Source organism: Myxococcus eversor (assembly GCF_010894455.1).
Lineage (GTDB): Bacteria > Myxococcota > Myxococcia > Myxococcales > Myxococcaceae > Myxococcus > Myxococcus eversor.
Genome location: NZ_JAAIXY010000005.1, coordinates 111,550 through 127,995 on the forward strand (window position 1 = coordinate 111,550; position 16,446 = coordinate 127,995).

Sequence of the window (16,446 nt, forward strand, 5' to 3'; positions counted from 1 at the left end):
TTTCGCGCGCGCCCGAAAGCCCGTTGTTCCAGCGACACCCGGGTTGATCTCCGGTGCTCAGTTCGGCCCTGGAGTCCCAGATGCCTTTCGCCAGCCGACGCTTTCGCCGCGCGGTCAGGTCGCGACGCCGGTGACGCTCGCCCGCGCCGCGTCGCACTCCTCGCAGCCGTTGTCCGGAGAACAGAGGAACGTGAGCGGCGCCACGGTGAGCCGGTCCACCGCGAGGGGCACGAGCGCGCGGGAGTCGAACAGGCGCGCGGGTGCATGACCCACCGGTCCTTCATGCTGGAGGCTTCGGGCCCGGAGCCAGTCGTCGGCGATCCGGAAGCCCTGGCAGCAGTGGTCCGTCTCGGGAATCATCACCGTGCCCACCACTCCGTCGACCTCGACGACACACGGATGGGAGATGGAGTAGGGGACGTTCGCCAGCGCCTCCGCCAGGTGCAGCGTCGTGTTCTCCGAGTGCGTCACGCCGAGCAGCAGGACCTGGCCGCCCAGCTCATGCACCCGGCCCACCGGACTGTCGGGGCCATGCGGCGGGGCGAGGGGCTGCGGTCGGCAGATGTCCGCCGCGTGGGGGCCCTCGGCGGCGAACGAGCCTCCCGGGTGCGTGCTGCGGGTGACTCCGGGTTGTCGCCAGAACAGCTCCGCGGTGATGCCCATGTCCGTGGTCGGCGTGGACACCGGGTCGAACACCGTCTCCCCGTCGGTCATCGTGGGCATGACCAGCGTGCCTCCCGAGCCCACCGCCGCGCGCAAGGCGCCAATCAGCCCGAGAGGGCCTCCCTCGACGGGCCGCACCGCCTTGAAGGACGTGTGGACCAGGAGCACGCCTCCCTCGCGGACGCCCAGGGACTGAAGCTGCTCCACCACTTCCCGCTGACTGAACTCGCGCATGGACACCGGGAGAGTCTACCGGGCCGGGCGCCCTGTCGCCGCCCGGGAGCGCCCCAATCCGCGAGGGAGCGTCCGAGCCCTCCCGCGTTTCCCGTGCGCTCCCGGGTGCCCCCGGTTAACGCTGGGACGCCGGGGGTGGTGCCGCCCGGGACGGGACGGGCCCGTCCTCCGTTCCGCGTGCATGCCCTGGGGTCCCTCGATGATTCCCTTCTCCGTTCTCGACCTCTCCCCCATCCGCCAGGGCAGCGACGCCGGCGACGCCCTGCGCTCCACGCTGGACCTGGCTCGCCACGCGGAGCGCTGGGGCTTTCAGCGCTTCTGGCTCGCCGAGCACCACAACATGACGGGCATCGCCAGCGCGGCCACCGCCGTCGTCATCGGCCATGTCGCGCAGGGCACCTCCACCATCCGCGTGGGGGCCGGCGGCATCATGCTCCCCAACCACTCGCCGCTCGTCATCGCCGAGCAGTTCGGCACGCTGGAGACCCTGTACCCCGGCCGCATCGACCTGGGCCTGGGCCGCGCTCCCGGCACGGACCAGCGCACCGCCTCCGCCCTGCGGCGCAGTCGCGTGGACTCCTCCGACGCGTTCCCCCAGGACGTCGCGGAGCTGCAGGCCTACTTCCGGGAGCCGGAGCCTCACCAGGCCGTGCGCGCGGTGCCAGGCATGGGCCTGAAGGTGCCGCTGTGGCTCTTGGGCTCCAGCCTCTTCAGCGCGCAGCTCGCCGCCGCCATGGGACTGCCCTTCGCGTTCGCCTCGCACTTCGCGCCGCAGCAGATGATGACGGCGCTGCGTCTGTACCGCAGCCAGTTCCGTCCGTCCGAGGTGCTCCAGAAGCCCTACGCCATGCTGGGCCTCAACGTCTTCGCCGCCGACACCGAGGCCCAGGCCCAGCACCTCTTCACGTCGCTGCTGCAGGCCTTCGTCAACCTGCGGCGCGGCCGGCCGGGCCAGCTCCCCGCACCCGTGGAGACGATGGACGGGCGCATCACCGAGTATGAGCTGGCGGAGGTCGAATCCATGCTGGCCTGCTCCATCGTCGGAGACCCGGAGCAGGTGGGCGAGGGACTGCGCTCCTTCATCGCCGAGACGCAGCCGGATGAGTTGATGATCACCGCGCAGATTTTCGACCACACGGCGCGACTGCGCTCCTACGAGCTGCTCTCGCAGGTGCACGCCAGGCTGTCGCGCGACGCGAAGCCCACGACGTCTGTCGGCGGGTGAGCGAGCCCGGCGCTCGGGAGGCGACTTCCGGGCGCGTCCGAATTGATACAGCCGATACATGTGTCAGCAGATTACGGACGTGGAGGGAGCTTCACCGGAATTCGGGCCTTGGGCATGATGCGGGAGTTCCACCTCTGGCCCTGGAGTTTCCGATGAAGGCTCCCCGTATCCTCGTCGCGCTGACCGCCTGCTTCTCCTTGTCCCTCCTGGCCTGTGGAGGCGGCGAGCCCACCTCGGAGGCCGCCGAGACGCAGGCCCCCGTGAGCAGCGTGGAGCAGGGCATCGGCATTCCGCCGGTCTGCGCGAGCGGCGACTCGCTCCTCTACTGGACGGAGAACGTGCAGGCCTGCGCCCCGAAGTGCGGCACGACGCGCGTTGCGGGCCAGCCGGCCACGCTGTACGCGGCCTGTCAGTCGAACATCGCCGGGACGAAGACGCTCATCAACGTGCGTCACTGCATCCCGGGCTGCAACCCGATTGAGTAGTCGTTGCTCCGCGCGCTGACGTCGCGCGAGCCTCCGGTCCGCTCCGGTTCGTGACCCTCCTGGAGCCACGCCACCGTAAGCGGACGCGGGGGAAGGCTCTCGCTACTCGGACACGTCCGGCGGGAGCATCTGCTTGCACCGGGTGATGCCACGCTGCGCGTCGGCGAAGCGGGGGTAGTCCTTCGTCACCGCCCGGTAGAGCTTGATGGCCTCCTCGCAGTTGCCGTCGTCCTCCCGGGCCCGAGCACGCGCCAGTCGCTTCGTCACGTCGTCGATTCTCGCTCCCAGCTCCGCCAGCTTCGGCTCGAGCGTGTCCAGGCCCATGCTCCTGGCCAGCTCATACTTCTCCGCGGCCTTGGCCAGCTCGCCGTTGCTGAAGTCGTCGCCGATGTCGATGAGCCGGTCCTGGGCGCGCTCCTTCCGCCGCTCCATCGCCGCGTCATCCGCCGCCGCGGCCAGGCCTTCGGTGGGCGCTGGCGCGTTCTCGGTGGCTTGCTCCGGGGGCGGAGGGGCCTCGTCGAGCGGCGGAGGGCCTCGCGGAGGCGGGGGACGGGGCGGCGGGCCATGCGGTGGAGGATGCGGAGGCGGGTGCCCCATGTCCCCCGCGCCGTAGGCGCCCGGAGGTCCGTGGCCGTCAACCGGGGGAGGACCGCGCAGGGCAATCACGCCGAACCCGCCCGCGAGCAGCGCGCCCGCGACGCTCAGGGCCAGCACCCAGCCGGAGCGCCCGCTCGGGGGCGGTGCATAGGGCGAGGCCGCGTGCGCCGTCTTGTCGAACCCGTCCCTCGCGGCGGGGCGCTGTGGAAGCTCGGGCATGCCCGGCGCGGGCTGCGTCAGGGGGATGGGGGCCACGCGGCCGGTGTTGTAGAGGCCCGGGTCGATGGGAGGCGTGTGCGCCGCGGCGCCGCGCAGCATCGTGTCCTCGGTGCCGTCGCCGTAGAGCATGGTGCCCGGCGAGGTCGTCTCCGGCGTACCCGGCTTCACCACGGGGCTGACGCCGCTGATGGCGGGCCGGCCGGACATCGTGGGCAGCGCGTTGCTCAGGTCCGCGGCGAACGCCTCCATCGTGGTGTAGCGCTCCACGCGCTTCTTCGCCGTGGCCTTCTGGATGACCGCGTCGAGCGCGGGCATGTCCAGGTCCGCCACCACGTCCACCAGCCGGGGAACGGCCTGGTGCACCTGCTTCTGCATGATGTCCGCGACGCTCGTCCCGTCGAAAGGCTGCACTCCGGTGAGCAGCTCGAAGAGCACCACGCCCACCGCGTAGATGTCCGCGCGCGCGTCCACGTCCTGTCCCATGGCCTGCTCGGGGGACATGTACCGCGGCGTGCCGGCCACCGCGCCCTGCGCCGTCAGCCGGGTGGCTCCGTCGGCGATGCGGGCGATGCCGAAGTCCAGCACCTTCACGTGCCAGCCGCGCATGCCCTGCCGGACCATCACGTTCTCCGGCTTCAAGTCCCGGTGCACCACCCCGCGCGCGTGCGCATACGCCAGCACGTCCGCGACCTGGAGGATGATGTCCCCGGCCTCATGCAGGCTCAGCCGGCCCACGTTCGTCAGCAGGCGCTTGAGGTCATCGCCCTCCACGTACTCCATGGAGATGTAGAGGCTGCCCTCTTCATCCTGCCCGAAGTCGTGCAGCGTCACCGCGTTGGGGTGGCCCACGCGCGCGTAGCTCTTCGCCTCGTTGAGGAAGCGCCGCGCGACGTCGGGGTCCAACGACAGGTTGCTGTTGAGGAACTTCATCGCGACCTGCTGACCGATGCCCACCTGCTCCGCCAGGTACACGGAGCCCATGCCGCCCTGGCCCAGGCGCTTGATGACGCGGTAGCGGCCCGCCACCGTGCGGCCCAGCATCCGGTCCACCTGAGGGGCGACCTTCAGCAGCTCGGTGCTGCCACAGCCCGGGCAGGAACCGGCCCAGGTGTCGTGCTCCTTCTCGCACCGCTGACAGATGAAGAGGGCCATCCAGGTCCTTCCTGACCGTGAGGTGGGGGCGACGTCAGCGGGACGGGGGCGCGGCGTAGCGCTGGAAGAGCAGGCGCTCCAGCTCCCGCGCGCCGTCCTCCTTCGACGTGCGCTGCGCCACCGCCGCGCGAAGCAGGTCCGTGCGCGGGTCCTCCGGCAGCTCCGCCTCCATCACCGACAGCGCACCACTCAAGTCACCGGCCCGCTGGAGCGCCGCCGCGCGCCACACCCGGTACTCCGTCACGCCCGGCGCCGCCGTGGCCGCCTTGGCGAACAGCCCCTCCGCGCCCTTGGAGTCGTTGCCCCGCAGCGCCGCCAGCCCGTCCAGGAACAGGCCCTGCGCGGGGGCCTGGGGCGCCGCCTCTCCGGTGTCCTTCGCCAGGTCCAACAGCTCGCGTCCGGCGCGCAACCGCTCCGTCTCCAGCGCCTCGCCCTTCAGCGCGCGCTGGTGCACGTCCTCGGCGGCGGCGCGGCTCGCGGTGCTCAGGCGCGTGCCCATCTCCGCCAGGTCCGTGCCCAGATAGCCCTCCGTCACCAACGTGCGCAGCTTCTCGCCCGCGCTCCCAGCGCCCAAGAGCGTGCCGGCCTCCAGCGCCTCGAAGAAGTCGGACTTCAGCTCCACGTGCCGCGCCGTCAGGTCCGCGGGCACCTGGTTCTTCTTCTTCTTGCGCGCGGCCTTGAGCTGACGCTCGCACAGGTCCAGCTCGCCCTTCGCCTTGGGGCGCTCCTGGATGTCCGGCGCGCTCTTCAACCAGGCGCGATACGCGGCGCACGCGCCCGCCGTCTCCTTGGCGCCCATGCGCGCGCGCCCCAGACCCAGGTAGGCCGGCAGCAGCGTGGCGTTCGCCCGCGTGGCCTGGAGGAACACGCGCGAGGCGTCCGCGTACTTGCGCTTGTTGTAGAGCTTCGTGCCCTCGGCGACGAGCGCGTCCGCGTTGCCCACGGAGGGCCCCACGAGCGGCTCCGCCCCGGCCGCGCCGCACACCAGGAGCGCACACGTCAGCAGCAGTCGACGCGACTCAGAACGCATAACCCACCCCTCCACGGAAGTTGCTCGTCCCCGCGATTTTGCTCAGCAGCGAGAAGCCCCGCTGGTACGCGACGGAGGCATACAGCCCCTCGTAGACGAAGATGCGCGCGGTGGCCTGTCCGGACGCGTGCAGGTCCAACGCGTAGAGGCCGTCCTCGAAGCGGGGCGAGTCGCCGGAGCCATCGTCCTCCTCCTTCGCCAGCGCGCCCTTCACGTCGAGCCCCGCTTGAATCGCGAAGGACACCGGCCCCAGCACGTAGCGCAGTTGCGGCTGCAGCGCGCGCAGCGACAGCATCTGGACCTTGGCGCTGACCTGCGTGAGCCCGGCCACGTTCGGGTTCTGCACGTCCTGCGGCACGTTGACGCCCATCGTCCACACGTCACCGGTGGAGTACCAGGTGGCGCCCACCAGCATGACGCCGAAGTACTGGCCATACCGTCCGTACTCCAGCCCCAGCCCTCGCAGCCTGCGCGAGCCCGGAGCACGCACGCCGTTGCCGCGCACGTCGCTCAGCCCGCCCTCCGTCTTCACCGGCTGCGCGGTGAGCGTGTCGGACGTGAGGCTGGTGAACTCGTAGGCCGCCTCCAGGTAGCTCTGCCGCGCCATGGTGGCCTCCTGCCGCCGCTTCATGGCCAGCTTGAAGGCCTGCATCGACGTGGGCTTCAGCTCCTGTTCCAGCGTGTACGTCGCGCCCGGCGCGATATCCGCCTGGACCTCGTGTGGCTCATAGCCCTCGCGCGAAAGGCGCAGGGTGCGCGAGCCGGGCTGGATGCCCTGGTCCACCGCGTCCTTGCCCACCACCTTGCCGTCCACGGAGATTTCAGTGCCCTCCGGCAGGGCCTTCACCACCAGCCGCGCGGGCACCTTCTCCAGCGCGGGCCGCAGCTTCACCTGCTCGCGCGAGCCCACCATGCGCGTCTCCTCCTTCGGCAGGTGCGAGGCCAGCTCGAAGCGGAACGTGTGCTCGCCGGGCAGCACCTCCGTGGCGTAGGGCGTGACGCCCATCTTCACCCCGTCGATGAACACCGTGGCGCCCGCGGGCTCGGACACCGCTTCCACCACCGCGTTGAGGGACAGGAACTTCACCAGCACGCCCGCCAGGGCCTTCTCGAAGGCGGGGTTGCTCGTCTCCGCCTCCGCGCGCGCGCCGCTCTCCGAACGCACGCTCACGGCGCGGAAGCGGTAGCCCGCGTCGTCCTGGCCCACGCGCACCAGCACCACGCGCTCCAGGCCCAGCGACGCCAGATAGGTCCCCAGGGGCTCCCGGCACCGGGCGCCACCCGCGAGGCAGCCCAGGTCTCCCACCTTGCCCTGGAGGTGCGTGGCCAGGGCGCCCACGCCCACCACCTGTCGAGGCTTCACGTCCCCCGGCAGCAGGGCGACGATGCCGTCCTCGGTCCGCTTCACCAGGGCGTCCTGCCCTGGGTACATGGGCTGGACGAGCCAGAGGGTGTGGGCCGGGGCCTCGGCGCGGGTTTCGGGGGCGGCGCCGGGTGTCGCGCTGGCGACCAGCGCCAGGCTGACACTCAGGAGAGAGGCGACGAACATTGCGTCCTCGGGGCGGGCTGAGGCGGTGAGTCCCGTGTGCCCGGGTAGGGCGGGAAACGGGCGCCGGGTGTTTTTTAGCGGATGAAATGTTTTTCAGGAAGCCGGCTCCCCGAGGGCGGAGCAGCCAGGGAGGCTGCCCATCCGGGCAGGGGCGCCACCGAGGGTCCGCATGGCCATCTTCCCCGGGGCTTACATGTGTGAGGGGACGAGATGGTCTTGCCAGGCAAGGGCATGGGGTGGTGGGAGTTCTTCAAGCTCCTGAAGGACGAGTGGAAACGCGATGATGTCGGCGACGTCGCCGGGGCTTTGACGTTCCGCGCCATCCTGGCCCTGTTCCCCTTCCTCCTGTTCCTCGTGTCGCTGGCGGGCGTCCTCATCGACCCGAACCAGGCCCAGGTGCTCATCCAGGAGCTGGGCAAGGTGGCTCCCAAGGAGGTGACGACCATCCTGGGGCAGCGCATCTCGGCGTTGGCGGACAGCAACCCGGTGGGGCTTTTGACGGTGGGTGGCGTGGGCGCCATCTGGGCGGCCTCCGGGGGCATCGTCGCGTTGATGGACGCACTGAACACGGCGTACGGCGTCGAGGAAACGCGCCCGGTGTGGAAGCTTCGGCTCATCGCTGTGGCGACGACGCTGGTGGCCGCGGTGGTGGCCATCCTGGCGGCGCTCGCGGCCGTGGCCACGCCCGCGCTGGCCAGCAAGCTGCCGGGCCCCGCGTCCACGGTGGCGCTGTGGCTGCGCCTGCCCGTGGCGGGCCTGCTGATGATGTTCCTGTGGGCGGTGCTCTATTACGTCCTGCCCAACGCGAAGCAGCGGTTCCGCTTCATCACCCCGGGCTCCGTGGTGGGGGTGCTCATCTGGGTGGCGGCGTCGTGGGCCTTCTCCAAGTACGTGGCCAACTTCGGCAAGTACGACGTGAACTACGGCGCCATCGGCGGTGTCATCGTGCTGCTGCTGTGGATGTGGCTGTCCGCGCAGGTGGTGCTGCTGGGCGCGGAGATCAACTCCATCCTGGAGCAGCGCTCTCCCGAGGGGAAGGCGCCGGGACAGCACGTGCCGGGGCAGGGCAAGGCGGTGCTGGCCACCAAGACGGAGCTGGAGCAGGGCGGGGCGGACCTTCCGGGCGCGAAGGACTTCCGGCCCGCGGTGGACCCGGTGACGGGCGCGAGCCTCACCCCCGGTGCGCCCCCGAAGCTCCGGCAGACCCCGCTGGCCGCCGCCGCGAAGTGGGCCGCGGGCCTGGGCCTGGGTGTCTTCTTCCTGCGGCGGAGCACCCATCGCTGAGGCCGCGCGCCTCGACTTGGACGACAGGCGGTTCTTCCAGGTCCCTGGTCCAAGGCCTCCGCCAACGCGGGGCGGGACCGGGGACTCTCCATTCAAGACGCGCCGCGAGCCCGCGAGGACCTCCAGCGTTCTTGCGCGGTCCACGAAGCCGGTGAGAGTCTGCGCCCCCGCTGTCGGCGTTCGTTCGCCGACGGGTGCGCCACCCCCCTGACGCCTCTCGCCTGTCCGTCCTGCTCCGGTGCCGGGGAAGGGCGAGCCTCATTCCAGGAGCTTCGATGTCGCGGAACCCTTCCCTTTCTTTCAACGTGTTGCGAGGGCTGCTCATCCTGGCGCTCGTGAGCGCATGCGGTGGGGGTGGCTCGAACCCGGATCCGGACCCGAGCCCGGATGCCGGGCAAACCCCGGATGCGGGGCCGACGAAGGACACCACCGCTCCCACCACGGCGGTGTCTCCGGCGGGAGGTCTCTTCAACGCCCCGGCCACGGTGACGCTCACCTGTGACGACGGGACGGGCTCCGGCTGCGAGGCCACGTACTACACACTGGACGGCAGCGCACCGACGACGCGGTCCATCCTCTACTCGGCCTTCGTCATGGTGGAGGCCAGCGCGACGCTGCGCTTCTTCTCCCTGGACCGCGACGGCAACAGCGAGAGCGCGCACTCGGCGGAGTTCGTCGTGGACGAGGCGCCGCCCACTGTCTCCGCTTCGCCGGGCTCGGGGCCGCACGGGGTTCCGCTCGTCGTCACGCTGACGTGCGACGACGGTACGGGCTCCGGTTGCGAGCGCATCCACTACACGCTGGATGGCTCCGTTCCGTCAGGGACGTCGCCGCGCTATGCGGCGCCCCTCACGTTGATTGCCGGTGCGCGGCTGCGCTTCATCGCCCTGGACCGGGCCGGCAACGTGTCGCCGGAGGGCACGGAACTCTATTCGGTCGACACGTCCGGGCCCGTCTCCGTCGCGGCTCCTCGCGGGGGACTGTTCGCCGGCTCCACGCAGGTCTCGCTCACGTGTGACGACGCGGGCGGCACCGGCTGTGCCCGCATCCGCTACACGCTGGACGGCACGACGCCGACGGTGGACTCCCCCGTCTATGGCGGCCCGCTCCAGCTCACCTCCACGACGACGGTCTCCTTCTTCTCCGTGGACGCGGCCGGGAACGTCGGCGCGCTGGGCATCGAGACGTACGTCATCGACACCGTGCCGCCCACCGCCTCCGCGACGCCCCAGGGCGGCACCTATACCGCCGCGCAGTCGGTGAGCTTGAGCTGCGACGACACGGGAGGCGCCGGCTGCTCCGCGCTGCACTACACGACGGATGGCACCGCGCCGGGCACCACCTCGCCGCGCTACACGGCGCCACTGGCGCTCCCGGCGACGACGACGCTGCGCTTCCTCGCGGTGGACGCCGCCGGCAACGTGGGAGTGGCGGTGACGGAGACGTACTCCATCCTTCTGGACTCGACGGCGCCCACCACCGTGGCCCAGCCCGAGGGCGGCGTGTTCCGGACCTCGCGGACGGTGACGCTTGCGTGCGGAGACGGCGCGGGCAGCGGCTGCGCGGAGACCTGGTACACCCTGGACGACAGCGTGCCGACGCCGACGACGGGACAGCGCTACACCGGCCCTCTCACGCTCTCGGCGACCACGCGCCTGCGCTTCGTGTCGAGGGACGTCGCGGGCAACCTGGAAGCAGCGCGCCTCCAGGTCTACACCCTCGATGGGTCGGCCCCCGTCACGCAGGCGGCGCCCCCTGGAGGCACGTTCAGCGGCCCCGTCACCGTGCGGCTCACGTGCACGGATGCGCCCGCCGGGTGCGGTGAGACGCGCTACACGCTGGATGGCACGCCGGTCTCCAGCACCTCTCCGCTGTACACCGGCCCGCTCTTCTTCACGCAGAACACCACGCTGAACTTCAGGTCGGTGGACACCGTGGGGAACCAGGAGCAGTCGCGGCGGGAGACCTATGTGGTGCCGGATGTGCTCACCAACGCCTCGGCGCAAATCGCGGCGGTGCGCGCCACGGCGGATGGCAACGTGCCGTTTCTGCCCATCGAGAATGCCATCGTCACCTTCGTCAAGCCGGGCGTGGGCAACTTCTCCAACGATGGCCCGGGCTTCTTCCTCCAGGCGAAGAAGGAGGGGCCCGCGCTCTTCGTGGAGGTGAACCCCTCCCTGCTCACGCCTCCTCCCGTCGTGGGGAACTCGGTGCGGGTCCTCGTGGTCGGCCTCCGGACCTGGAATGGCATGCGCCGCGCGAGCATCGACGCAGGCACCTTCGCCGTGCGCGCCCAGGGCTTTCCCGTGGAGATGCTGGCCCAGGAGGTGAGCTCCGTGGACGTGCCCATGCTTCGCGACCAGCTCGACTCCGAGCTCATCTCCCTGCAGGGGGTGGTCAACGGTCCCTTCTCCGCGTCGGGCACGGACCACGTCCAGGCGCCCCTGGTGACGACGGGCGTCCCCGCCAACTCCTCCAGCGCCGCCCTGTTCCGCCTGCGCGTGGTGACGTCGGTGAACGACTCGCTGGAGCTGACGCAGGGCTGTGAAGTCTCGCTCACCGCGCCGCTGTGGCTCTTCACGATGACCTCCACGACGACGCAGCCGTCCATCTGGGTCCCCCAGCAGCTCACCGCGCAGCGGTGCCCGCCCCCGAAGGTCCTGGAGGCGCAGGCCCGCTCCGCGACGGAGCTCCTGGTGCGCTTCGACCGGAACCTGGCCGCGGCCAGCCTCGCGGGTTCGGGGGCGCAGTTCACCATCAATGGCCTCACCGTCACCGGCGCGACGCTCCAGTCGCCCCGGGAGGTGCTCGTCACCACGACGGCGCAGACTCCGCGCGGGAGCTACGTCGTCCAGGTCGCCGCGACGCTGCGGGACTTGAAGGGTGACGGCGTGCAGGCGCCGAACCACACCGCGGCCTTCCGGGGCTTCGCGCCGCCCGCGCGCCTGCGCATCACCGAGGTGGCTCCCAACATGTCGGCGGGCCGCGACCTCGTGGAGCTCCTCGTCCTCCAGTCCGGTCCGGTGACGGGCATGACGCTGACGCTGGACGCGAGCCCCACGCCGCTCGCGACCTTCCCCGACGTGGACGTGCAGGCCGGCGACGTCATCGTCATGCACCTCAACCCGGACCTCGCGCTGGGCGAGGCGGGTCCGCGCTCGGAGCTGACCAGTCCCACGGAGCACCCCCGGGCGCTGTATCCCGCGACGCATGACACCGCGTGGGACTTCCACGGCGGCTCCACCTTCAGCATCAACACGGGCAACCGGGTGCTGCGGGTGTTGAACCCGTTTGGCGCCCCCCAGGACGGCCTCGCCGTCACGATTCCAGGCAACACCTTCGCCAACTTCCTGACCGACCTCTCGGTGCTCCAGGGCCAGGGCCAGTGGTCTCCCGCGACGTGCGACCGCTCCTTCTGCTCGTACACCAGCGTCCCCAACGCATGGGCCATCACCGTCGACTGGTCGTATGCCTTCGCGGCGCTCGGCAATCAGTACACCGTGGGCCGCATCGTCTCGGGCGACCACAACGACTTCTGGGACTGGGCCGTGGGGCCGGGTACCTTCGGACTCGTGAATCCCTGAGTCCCGGGGCTCCAACCCGACGAGCAGCCCGGCAGTCGGGGAATGCCGGGTTGCATGCCGTCGGGTCCGACGATAGGTAACCTTCGAGGTCTCCATTCCAGCCCGGAGGGCGAGTGAACAGCCGATTCACCATGGCGGCGCACATCCTCGCGATGCTCGCGAAGTGCTCGGGTGACGCGGCCGGTCCGCTGACGTCCGAGGTGATGGCGCGCAGCATCCAGACGAACCCCGTCGTGGTGCGGCGGCTGTTGGGAGACCTGGCGCGTGCGGGGCTGGTGGAGACGAAGCGGGGCGCTCGCGGCGGAGTGACGCTGGCCCGGCGCCCCGAGGACATCACCCTGCGGGACATCTACGAGTCGGTGGAGGAGGGCGCGGAGCTGTTCGGCCGGCACCCGGTGGGCCCCGCTCCGGACTGCGCCATCGGCCCCTGCGTGGCCGAGTACCTGGAAGGCGTCTTCGGCCGGGCGGAGGCCGCGTTGAAGCAGAGCCTGGAGGGCACCACCGTGGCCCAGATGTCCCAGGATTTGACGGCCCGCTTCCGCGCGCTCAACCCGACGGGCTGAGCGGCGCGGGGGGCGCACCGGTCAGCGGCGGGCCGCGACGGCCGCGTGCTTCTCGCGGAACTCGGCGTAGGGCCCGTTGAAGTCGAGCACCTCGCGGCCCGCCTCCAGCGACCAGATGCGCGTGGCCACCTCGGAGATGAGCTCCTGGTCGTGCGTCACGACGATGACCGTGCCTTCGTACTTCTGCAGGCCCTCGGCGAGCGCGGAGATGGACTCCAGGTCCAGGTGGTTGGTGGGCTCGTCGAGCACGAGCACGTTGTCCTGCATGATCATCAGCTTGGACAACAAGAGCCGCACCGTCTCACCACCGGAGAGGGTGTCGGTGTTCTTCATGCGCTCCTCACCGGAGAAGAGCATCCGGCCGAGCACGCCCGAAATCTCCTCGTTGGTGAGCTTGTCGTGCAGGTCGCGCAGCCAGCCGAAGCAGGTGGTGCCCTTGCGCACGACGCCGTGGTGGTCCTGCGGCAGGTAGCCGACGGAGGCCTGGTGGCCCCAGCCAATCTTGCCGGTGTCCGACTCCAACTGGCCGGCGAGCATCCTCACCAGGGTGGACTTGCCCACGCCGTTGCGGCCGATGACACAGACGCGCTCGCCCTTGCACACCAGCGCGTTGAAGGGGCGGATGACGGGCACGCCGTCGAAGGACTTGCTGATGCCCTCCACCATGAGCGTCTGCTTGCCGCTGACGACCTTCTGGTCGAAGCGGATGAACGGGCGCGCGATGTTGGAGCGCTTGAGGTCGTCCGACTTCAGCTTGTCGATCTGCTTGATGCGGCTCTGCACCTGCGAGGCGCGGGTGCCGGCGTGGAAGCGCGCCACGAAGTCCTGGAGCTGGGCGATCTTCTTCTTCTTCTCTTCCGTCTCCGACTCCACGCGGGTGCGCAGCTGGGACTTCTGCCGCACCATGTCGTCGTAGCCACCGTTGTATTGGATGATGGCTTCGTAATCGATGTCAGCGATGTGCGTGCAGATGGAGTTGAGGAAGTGCCGGTCGTGGCTGATGGTGATGAGCACGCCCTCGTACTCGTGCAGGAAGTTCTCCAGCCAGCGGATGGAGTCGATATCGAGGTTGTTCGTGGGCTCGTCGAGCAGCAGCCCTTCGGGCTTGCCGAACAGCGCCTGGGCGAGCAGCACGCGCAGCTTGAGTCCGCCGGTCAGCTGCCGCATGGGGCCCTCATGGAAGGCCTCTTCGATTCCCAGGCCCGCCAGCAGCGTGGCCGCGTCGCTCTCCGCCGAGTAGCCATCCTCCTCGGCGATGACGCCCTCCAGCTCGCCCAGCCGGTTGCCGTCCTCGTCGGTGATGTCCGACTTGGCCAGCAGCTTGTTCTTCTCCGACATGGCCGCCCACAGGGGCAGGTTGCCCATGAGCACGACGTCGAGGACGCGCTCCTCCTCGTAGCGGAAGTGGTCCTGGCGGAGGATGCCCAGCTTGCGCGGCCGGACGATGTTGCCCATGTCGGCTTCCTCGTCTCCGGCGAGGATCTTCATGAACGTGGACTTGCCAGCGCCGTTGGGGCCGGTCAGGCCGTAGCGGCGGCCCGGGGAGAAGGTGACGTTGACCTCCTCGAAAAGCTTCTTGGGCCCGTAGGCCTTGGAGACGTTGATGACGTTGAACATGGCGGGCGCTTTGTAGCGGAATTGACGCGGAGCGGCCAAGGAAGCGTGGAATCACGCTCCATCCGTCTCGCGGTGACCGCATTGAACGCCCGGCAGACAACGAAAAATGCCCTGAAATAGCGGGCTCTTGTGGCCCCGACCGGCCGGCCGGTGGGGGAACGGGCGACACGGGTGGACCGTGGGGGAGGGATGACGGGTATAAGGCCCCGCCCATGGCCGTTCGTTTCGAGCTCGTCACCACCGACCCCACCGGCGCGCGCGCCGGAGTGCTTCACACCCGGCGCGGAGCCTTTCCCACGCCCATGTTCATGCCGGTGGCCACGCACGCCGCCTTCCGGCATCTGGGCATGGAGGAGGTGAAGGAGACGGGGGCCAGCATCCTGCTGGCGAACACCTACCACCTGATGCTCCGGCCCGGCGCGGAGGTCTTCCAGCGCTTCGGTGGCATCCATCCCTTCATGAACTGGGATGGGGGCGTGCTGACCGACTCGGGCGGCTTTCAAATCTTCTCCCTGCCGGAGGACCGGCTCATCACGGAGAAGGGCGCGCACTTCCGCAGCTTCTACGACAACAGCCGGCAGTTGCTCAGCCCCGAGTCGAGCATCGCCATGCAGCAGGCCATCAACTCCGAAATCATGATGGTGCTGGACGTGTGCATCGACTCGCGCACGGACGAGGCGGGCACGCGCGAGGCGATGGAGCGCACGCACCGGTGGGCGGTGCGCAGCCTGGCGGCGAAGGACAAGGTGGACACGGGCCAGGCGATGTTCGGCATCGTCCAGGGCGGCGTCTTCCCGAACCTGCGCGACGAGAGCGCGGAGTTCCTGACGAAGCTGCCCTTCGACGGGTTCGCCATCGGCGGGCTGGCGGTGGGCGAGACGAAGGCGGAGCGCGAGTCGATGACGTTGCGCACCACCGCGTCGCTGCCGACGGACAAGCCGCGCTACCTGATGGGCGTGGGCACGCCGACGGACCTCATCGAGGCGGTGCTGCGCGGCGTGGACATGTTCGACTGCATCATCCCCACGAAGATGGCGCAGCAGGGCTACGCGTACACCTTCCAGGGCTTGGTGCGCATCACCCGCAACGTGTTCCGGCTGGCGGACGAGCCGCTCGACGCCGAGTGCGATTGCTACGTGTGCAAGAGCTACACGCGCGGCTATCTGCATCACCTGATGCGCGGCAAGCACCACCTGGGCTCGCGCTTCCTGTCGGTGCACAACGTGCGGCACTACCAGAAGCTGATGGGCCGCATCCGCGCGGGGATTCTGTCCGGCACCTACGAGCAGGTGGCGCGCGAGCTGAAGGTGGCCATCGCCACGCCCAAGGACTTGAAGGAAGGGGCGAGCGCGAACGAGGTGACGCTGAAGGAAGTCGGATGAGCGAGGAGGGCAACCCGCGCGACGGGGACTTCGAGCTCGTCACGCTGCGCAACGGCTCGCGCGCGGTGCGGCACCTGGGGCATGGCGAGGTGATGCACCCCTCGGTGGGCCCGTGGAAGGAGGCCCTGGGCCTCTACGTGGAGCAGCCCCGGCTCGGGGAGCGGCTGTCGCGGGAGGGCCCGCCGCTCGTCATCCACGACGTGGGGCTGGGGGCCGCCACCAACGCGGTGGCCGCGCTGACGTGCGCGCGGGAGCTGGGAGCGGCTCGTCGCCGGACGCTGGAGGTCATCAGCTTCGAGGTGGACCTGGCGCCGCTGCGGCTGGCGTTGGCGGATGCGGCGGGCTTTCCGTTCCTCCAGCCGTTTCGCGAGGCGGCTGAGACGCTGATGCGCGACGGTGTCTGGGAAGAGGCGGGTCTGCGCTGGCGGCTGCACCTGGGAGACGCGGTGCCGCACCTGGACGGGGCGCTGCCGGTGGCGGACCTGGTGTTTTTCGATCCGTTCTCTCCCGCGTCGAACCCGGACATGTGGACGGAGGGCGTGCTCGCGCGGGTGCGCCGACACTGTCGAGAGGACGGAGAGGGCGCGCTGCTGTTGACCTACAGCGCAGCGACGCCCACGCGGGTGACGTTGCTGCTCGCGGGCTTCTTCGTGGGCGCGGGCGCGGCGACGGGGACGAAGGGAGAGACGACGGTGGCCTCCACGCGCCTCGAATCCCTGGCCTCGCCCCTGGGCACGCGATGGCTGGAGCGCTGGACGCGCTCGTCGTCCCGGGCACCGCATGGGGCCACGTTGACGCCCGATATCGAGGCTCGCGTGCGGGCCCATCCGCAGTGGCGCTGACACCACTCCCTGCTGATGGC

Annotated in this window: 12 protein-coding genes; 7 read left to right on the forward strand and 5 right to left on the reverse strand. The window is 70.2% G+C overall.

Annotation, left to right across the window (positions count from 1 at the left end):
- Positions 1-114: 114 nt before the first annotated feature.
- A complete protein-coding gene (locus tag G4D83_RS11965) occupies positions 115-897 on the reverse strand; it encodes an AAC(3) family N-acetyltransferase (protein WP_163864851.1) in 783 nt (260 codons plus the stop codon).
- A 199-nt stretch (positions 898-1,096) separates the two neighbouring features.
- Here G4D83_RS11965 and G4D83_RS11970 point away from each other — a divergent pair, with 199 nt between their 5' ends.
- Together G4D83_RS11970 and G4D83_RS11975 are read left to right on the forward strand one after the other, a co-directional pair.
- Entirely contained in the window at positions 1,097-2,122 is a 1,026-nt protein-coding gene (locus G4D83_RS11970; protein ID WP_163864852.1) for an LLM class flavin-dependent oxidoreductase, read from the forward strand.
- 152 nt (positions 2,123-2,274) lie between these two features.
- Complete coding sequence (locus G4D83_RS11975) at positions 2,275-2,607, forward strand: hypothetical protein (protein ID WP_163864853.1); 333 nt, start codon at positions 2,275-2,277, stop codon at positions 2,605-2,607.
- A 102-nt stretch (positions 2,608-2,709) separates the two neighbouring features.
- Here G4D83_RS11975 and G4D83_RS11980 read toward each other — a convergent pair whose 3' ends face one another.
- From G4D83_RS11980 to G4D83_RS11990, 3 genes are read right to left on the reverse strand one after another with little or no spacing between them, the layout of a single operon-like run.
- Complete coding sequence (locus G4D83_RS11980) at positions 2,710-4,575, reverse strand: serine/threonine-protein kinase (RefSeq protein ID WP_163864854.1); 1,866 nt, start codon at positions 4,573-4,575, stop codon at positions 2,710-2,712.
- Positions 4,576-4,609: 34 nt separating this feature from the next.
- Positions 4,610-5,605 (reverse strand): tetratricopeptide repeat protein, encoded by a 996-nt coding sequence (locus G4D83_RS11985; RefSeq protein WP_163864855.1) that lies wholly within the window; start codon positions 5,603-5,605, stop codon positions 4,610-4,612.
- Entirely contained in the window at positions 5,595-7,154 is a 1,560-nt protein-coding gene (locus G4D83_RS11990) for a PEGA domain-containing protein (protein WP_163864856.1), read from the reverse strand. The genes G4D83_RS11985 and G4D83_RS11990 overlap by 11 nt, the downstream gene beginning before the upstream one ends.
- Positions 7,155-7,364: 210 nt before the next feature.
- Between G4D83_RS11990 and G4D83_RS11995 the strand changes: the two genes are divergently transcribed.
- From G4D83_RS11995 to G4D83_RS12005, 3 genes are all read left to right on the forward strand, one after another.
- The gene (locus G4D83_RS11995; protein WP_163864857.1) at positions 7,365-8,438 is read left to right on the forward strand and encodes a YihY/virulence factor BrkB family protein; all 1,074 of its coding nucleotides are present in this window, start codon (positions 7,365-7,367) and stop codon (positions 8,436-8,438) included.
- A gap of 275 nt (positions 8,439-8,713) precedes the next feature.
- The gene (locus tag G4D83_RS12000; protein ID WP_163864858.1) at positions 8,714-12,022 is read left to right on the forward strand and encodes a chitobiase/beta-hexosaminidase C-terminal domain-containing protein; all 3,309 of its coding nucleotides are present in this window, start codon (positions 8,714-8,716) and stop codon (positions 12,020-12,022) included.
- A 113-nt stretch (positions 12,023-12,135) separates the two neighbouring features.
- Positions 12,136-12,585, forward strand: coding sequence for an RrF2 family transcriptional regulator (locus G4D83_RS12005; protein ID WP_240356290.1), 450 nt, complete (start codon positions 12,136-12,138; stop codon positions 12,583-12,585).
- Positions 12,586-12,606: 21 nt separating this feature from the next.
- On the opposite strand, the gene G4D83_RS12010 is transcribed toward G4D83_RS12005, so the two are convergent.
- The gene (locus G4D83_RS12010; protein WP_163864859.1) at positions 12,607-14,202 is read right to left on the reverse strand and encodes an ABC-F family ATP-binding cassette domain-containing protein; all 1,596 of its coding nucleotides are present in this window, start codon (positions 14,200-14,202) and stop codon (positions 12,607-12,609) included.
- Positions 14,203-14,414: 212 nt separating this feature from the next.
- On the opposite strand from G4D83_RS12010, the gene tgt reads away from it, so the two are divergent.
- Together tgt and G4D83_RS12020 are read left to right on the forward strand one after the other, a co-directional pair.
- On the forward strand, positions 14,415-15,584 hold the full coding sequence (gene tgt / locus G4D83_RS12015; RefSeq protein WP_163864860.1) for a tRNA guanosine(34) transglycosylase Tgt: 1,170 nt from the start codon (positions 14,415-14,417) through the stop codon (positions 15,582-15,584).
- Entirely contained in the window at positions 15,581-16,426 is an 846-nt protein-coding gene (locus tag G4D83_RS12020) for an MnmC family methyltransferase (RefSeq protein ID WP_163864861.1), read from the forward strand. Before tgt ends, G4D83_RS12020 begins: the two co-directional genes overlap by 4 nt.
- Positions 16,427-16,446 lie beyond the last annotated feature (20 nt).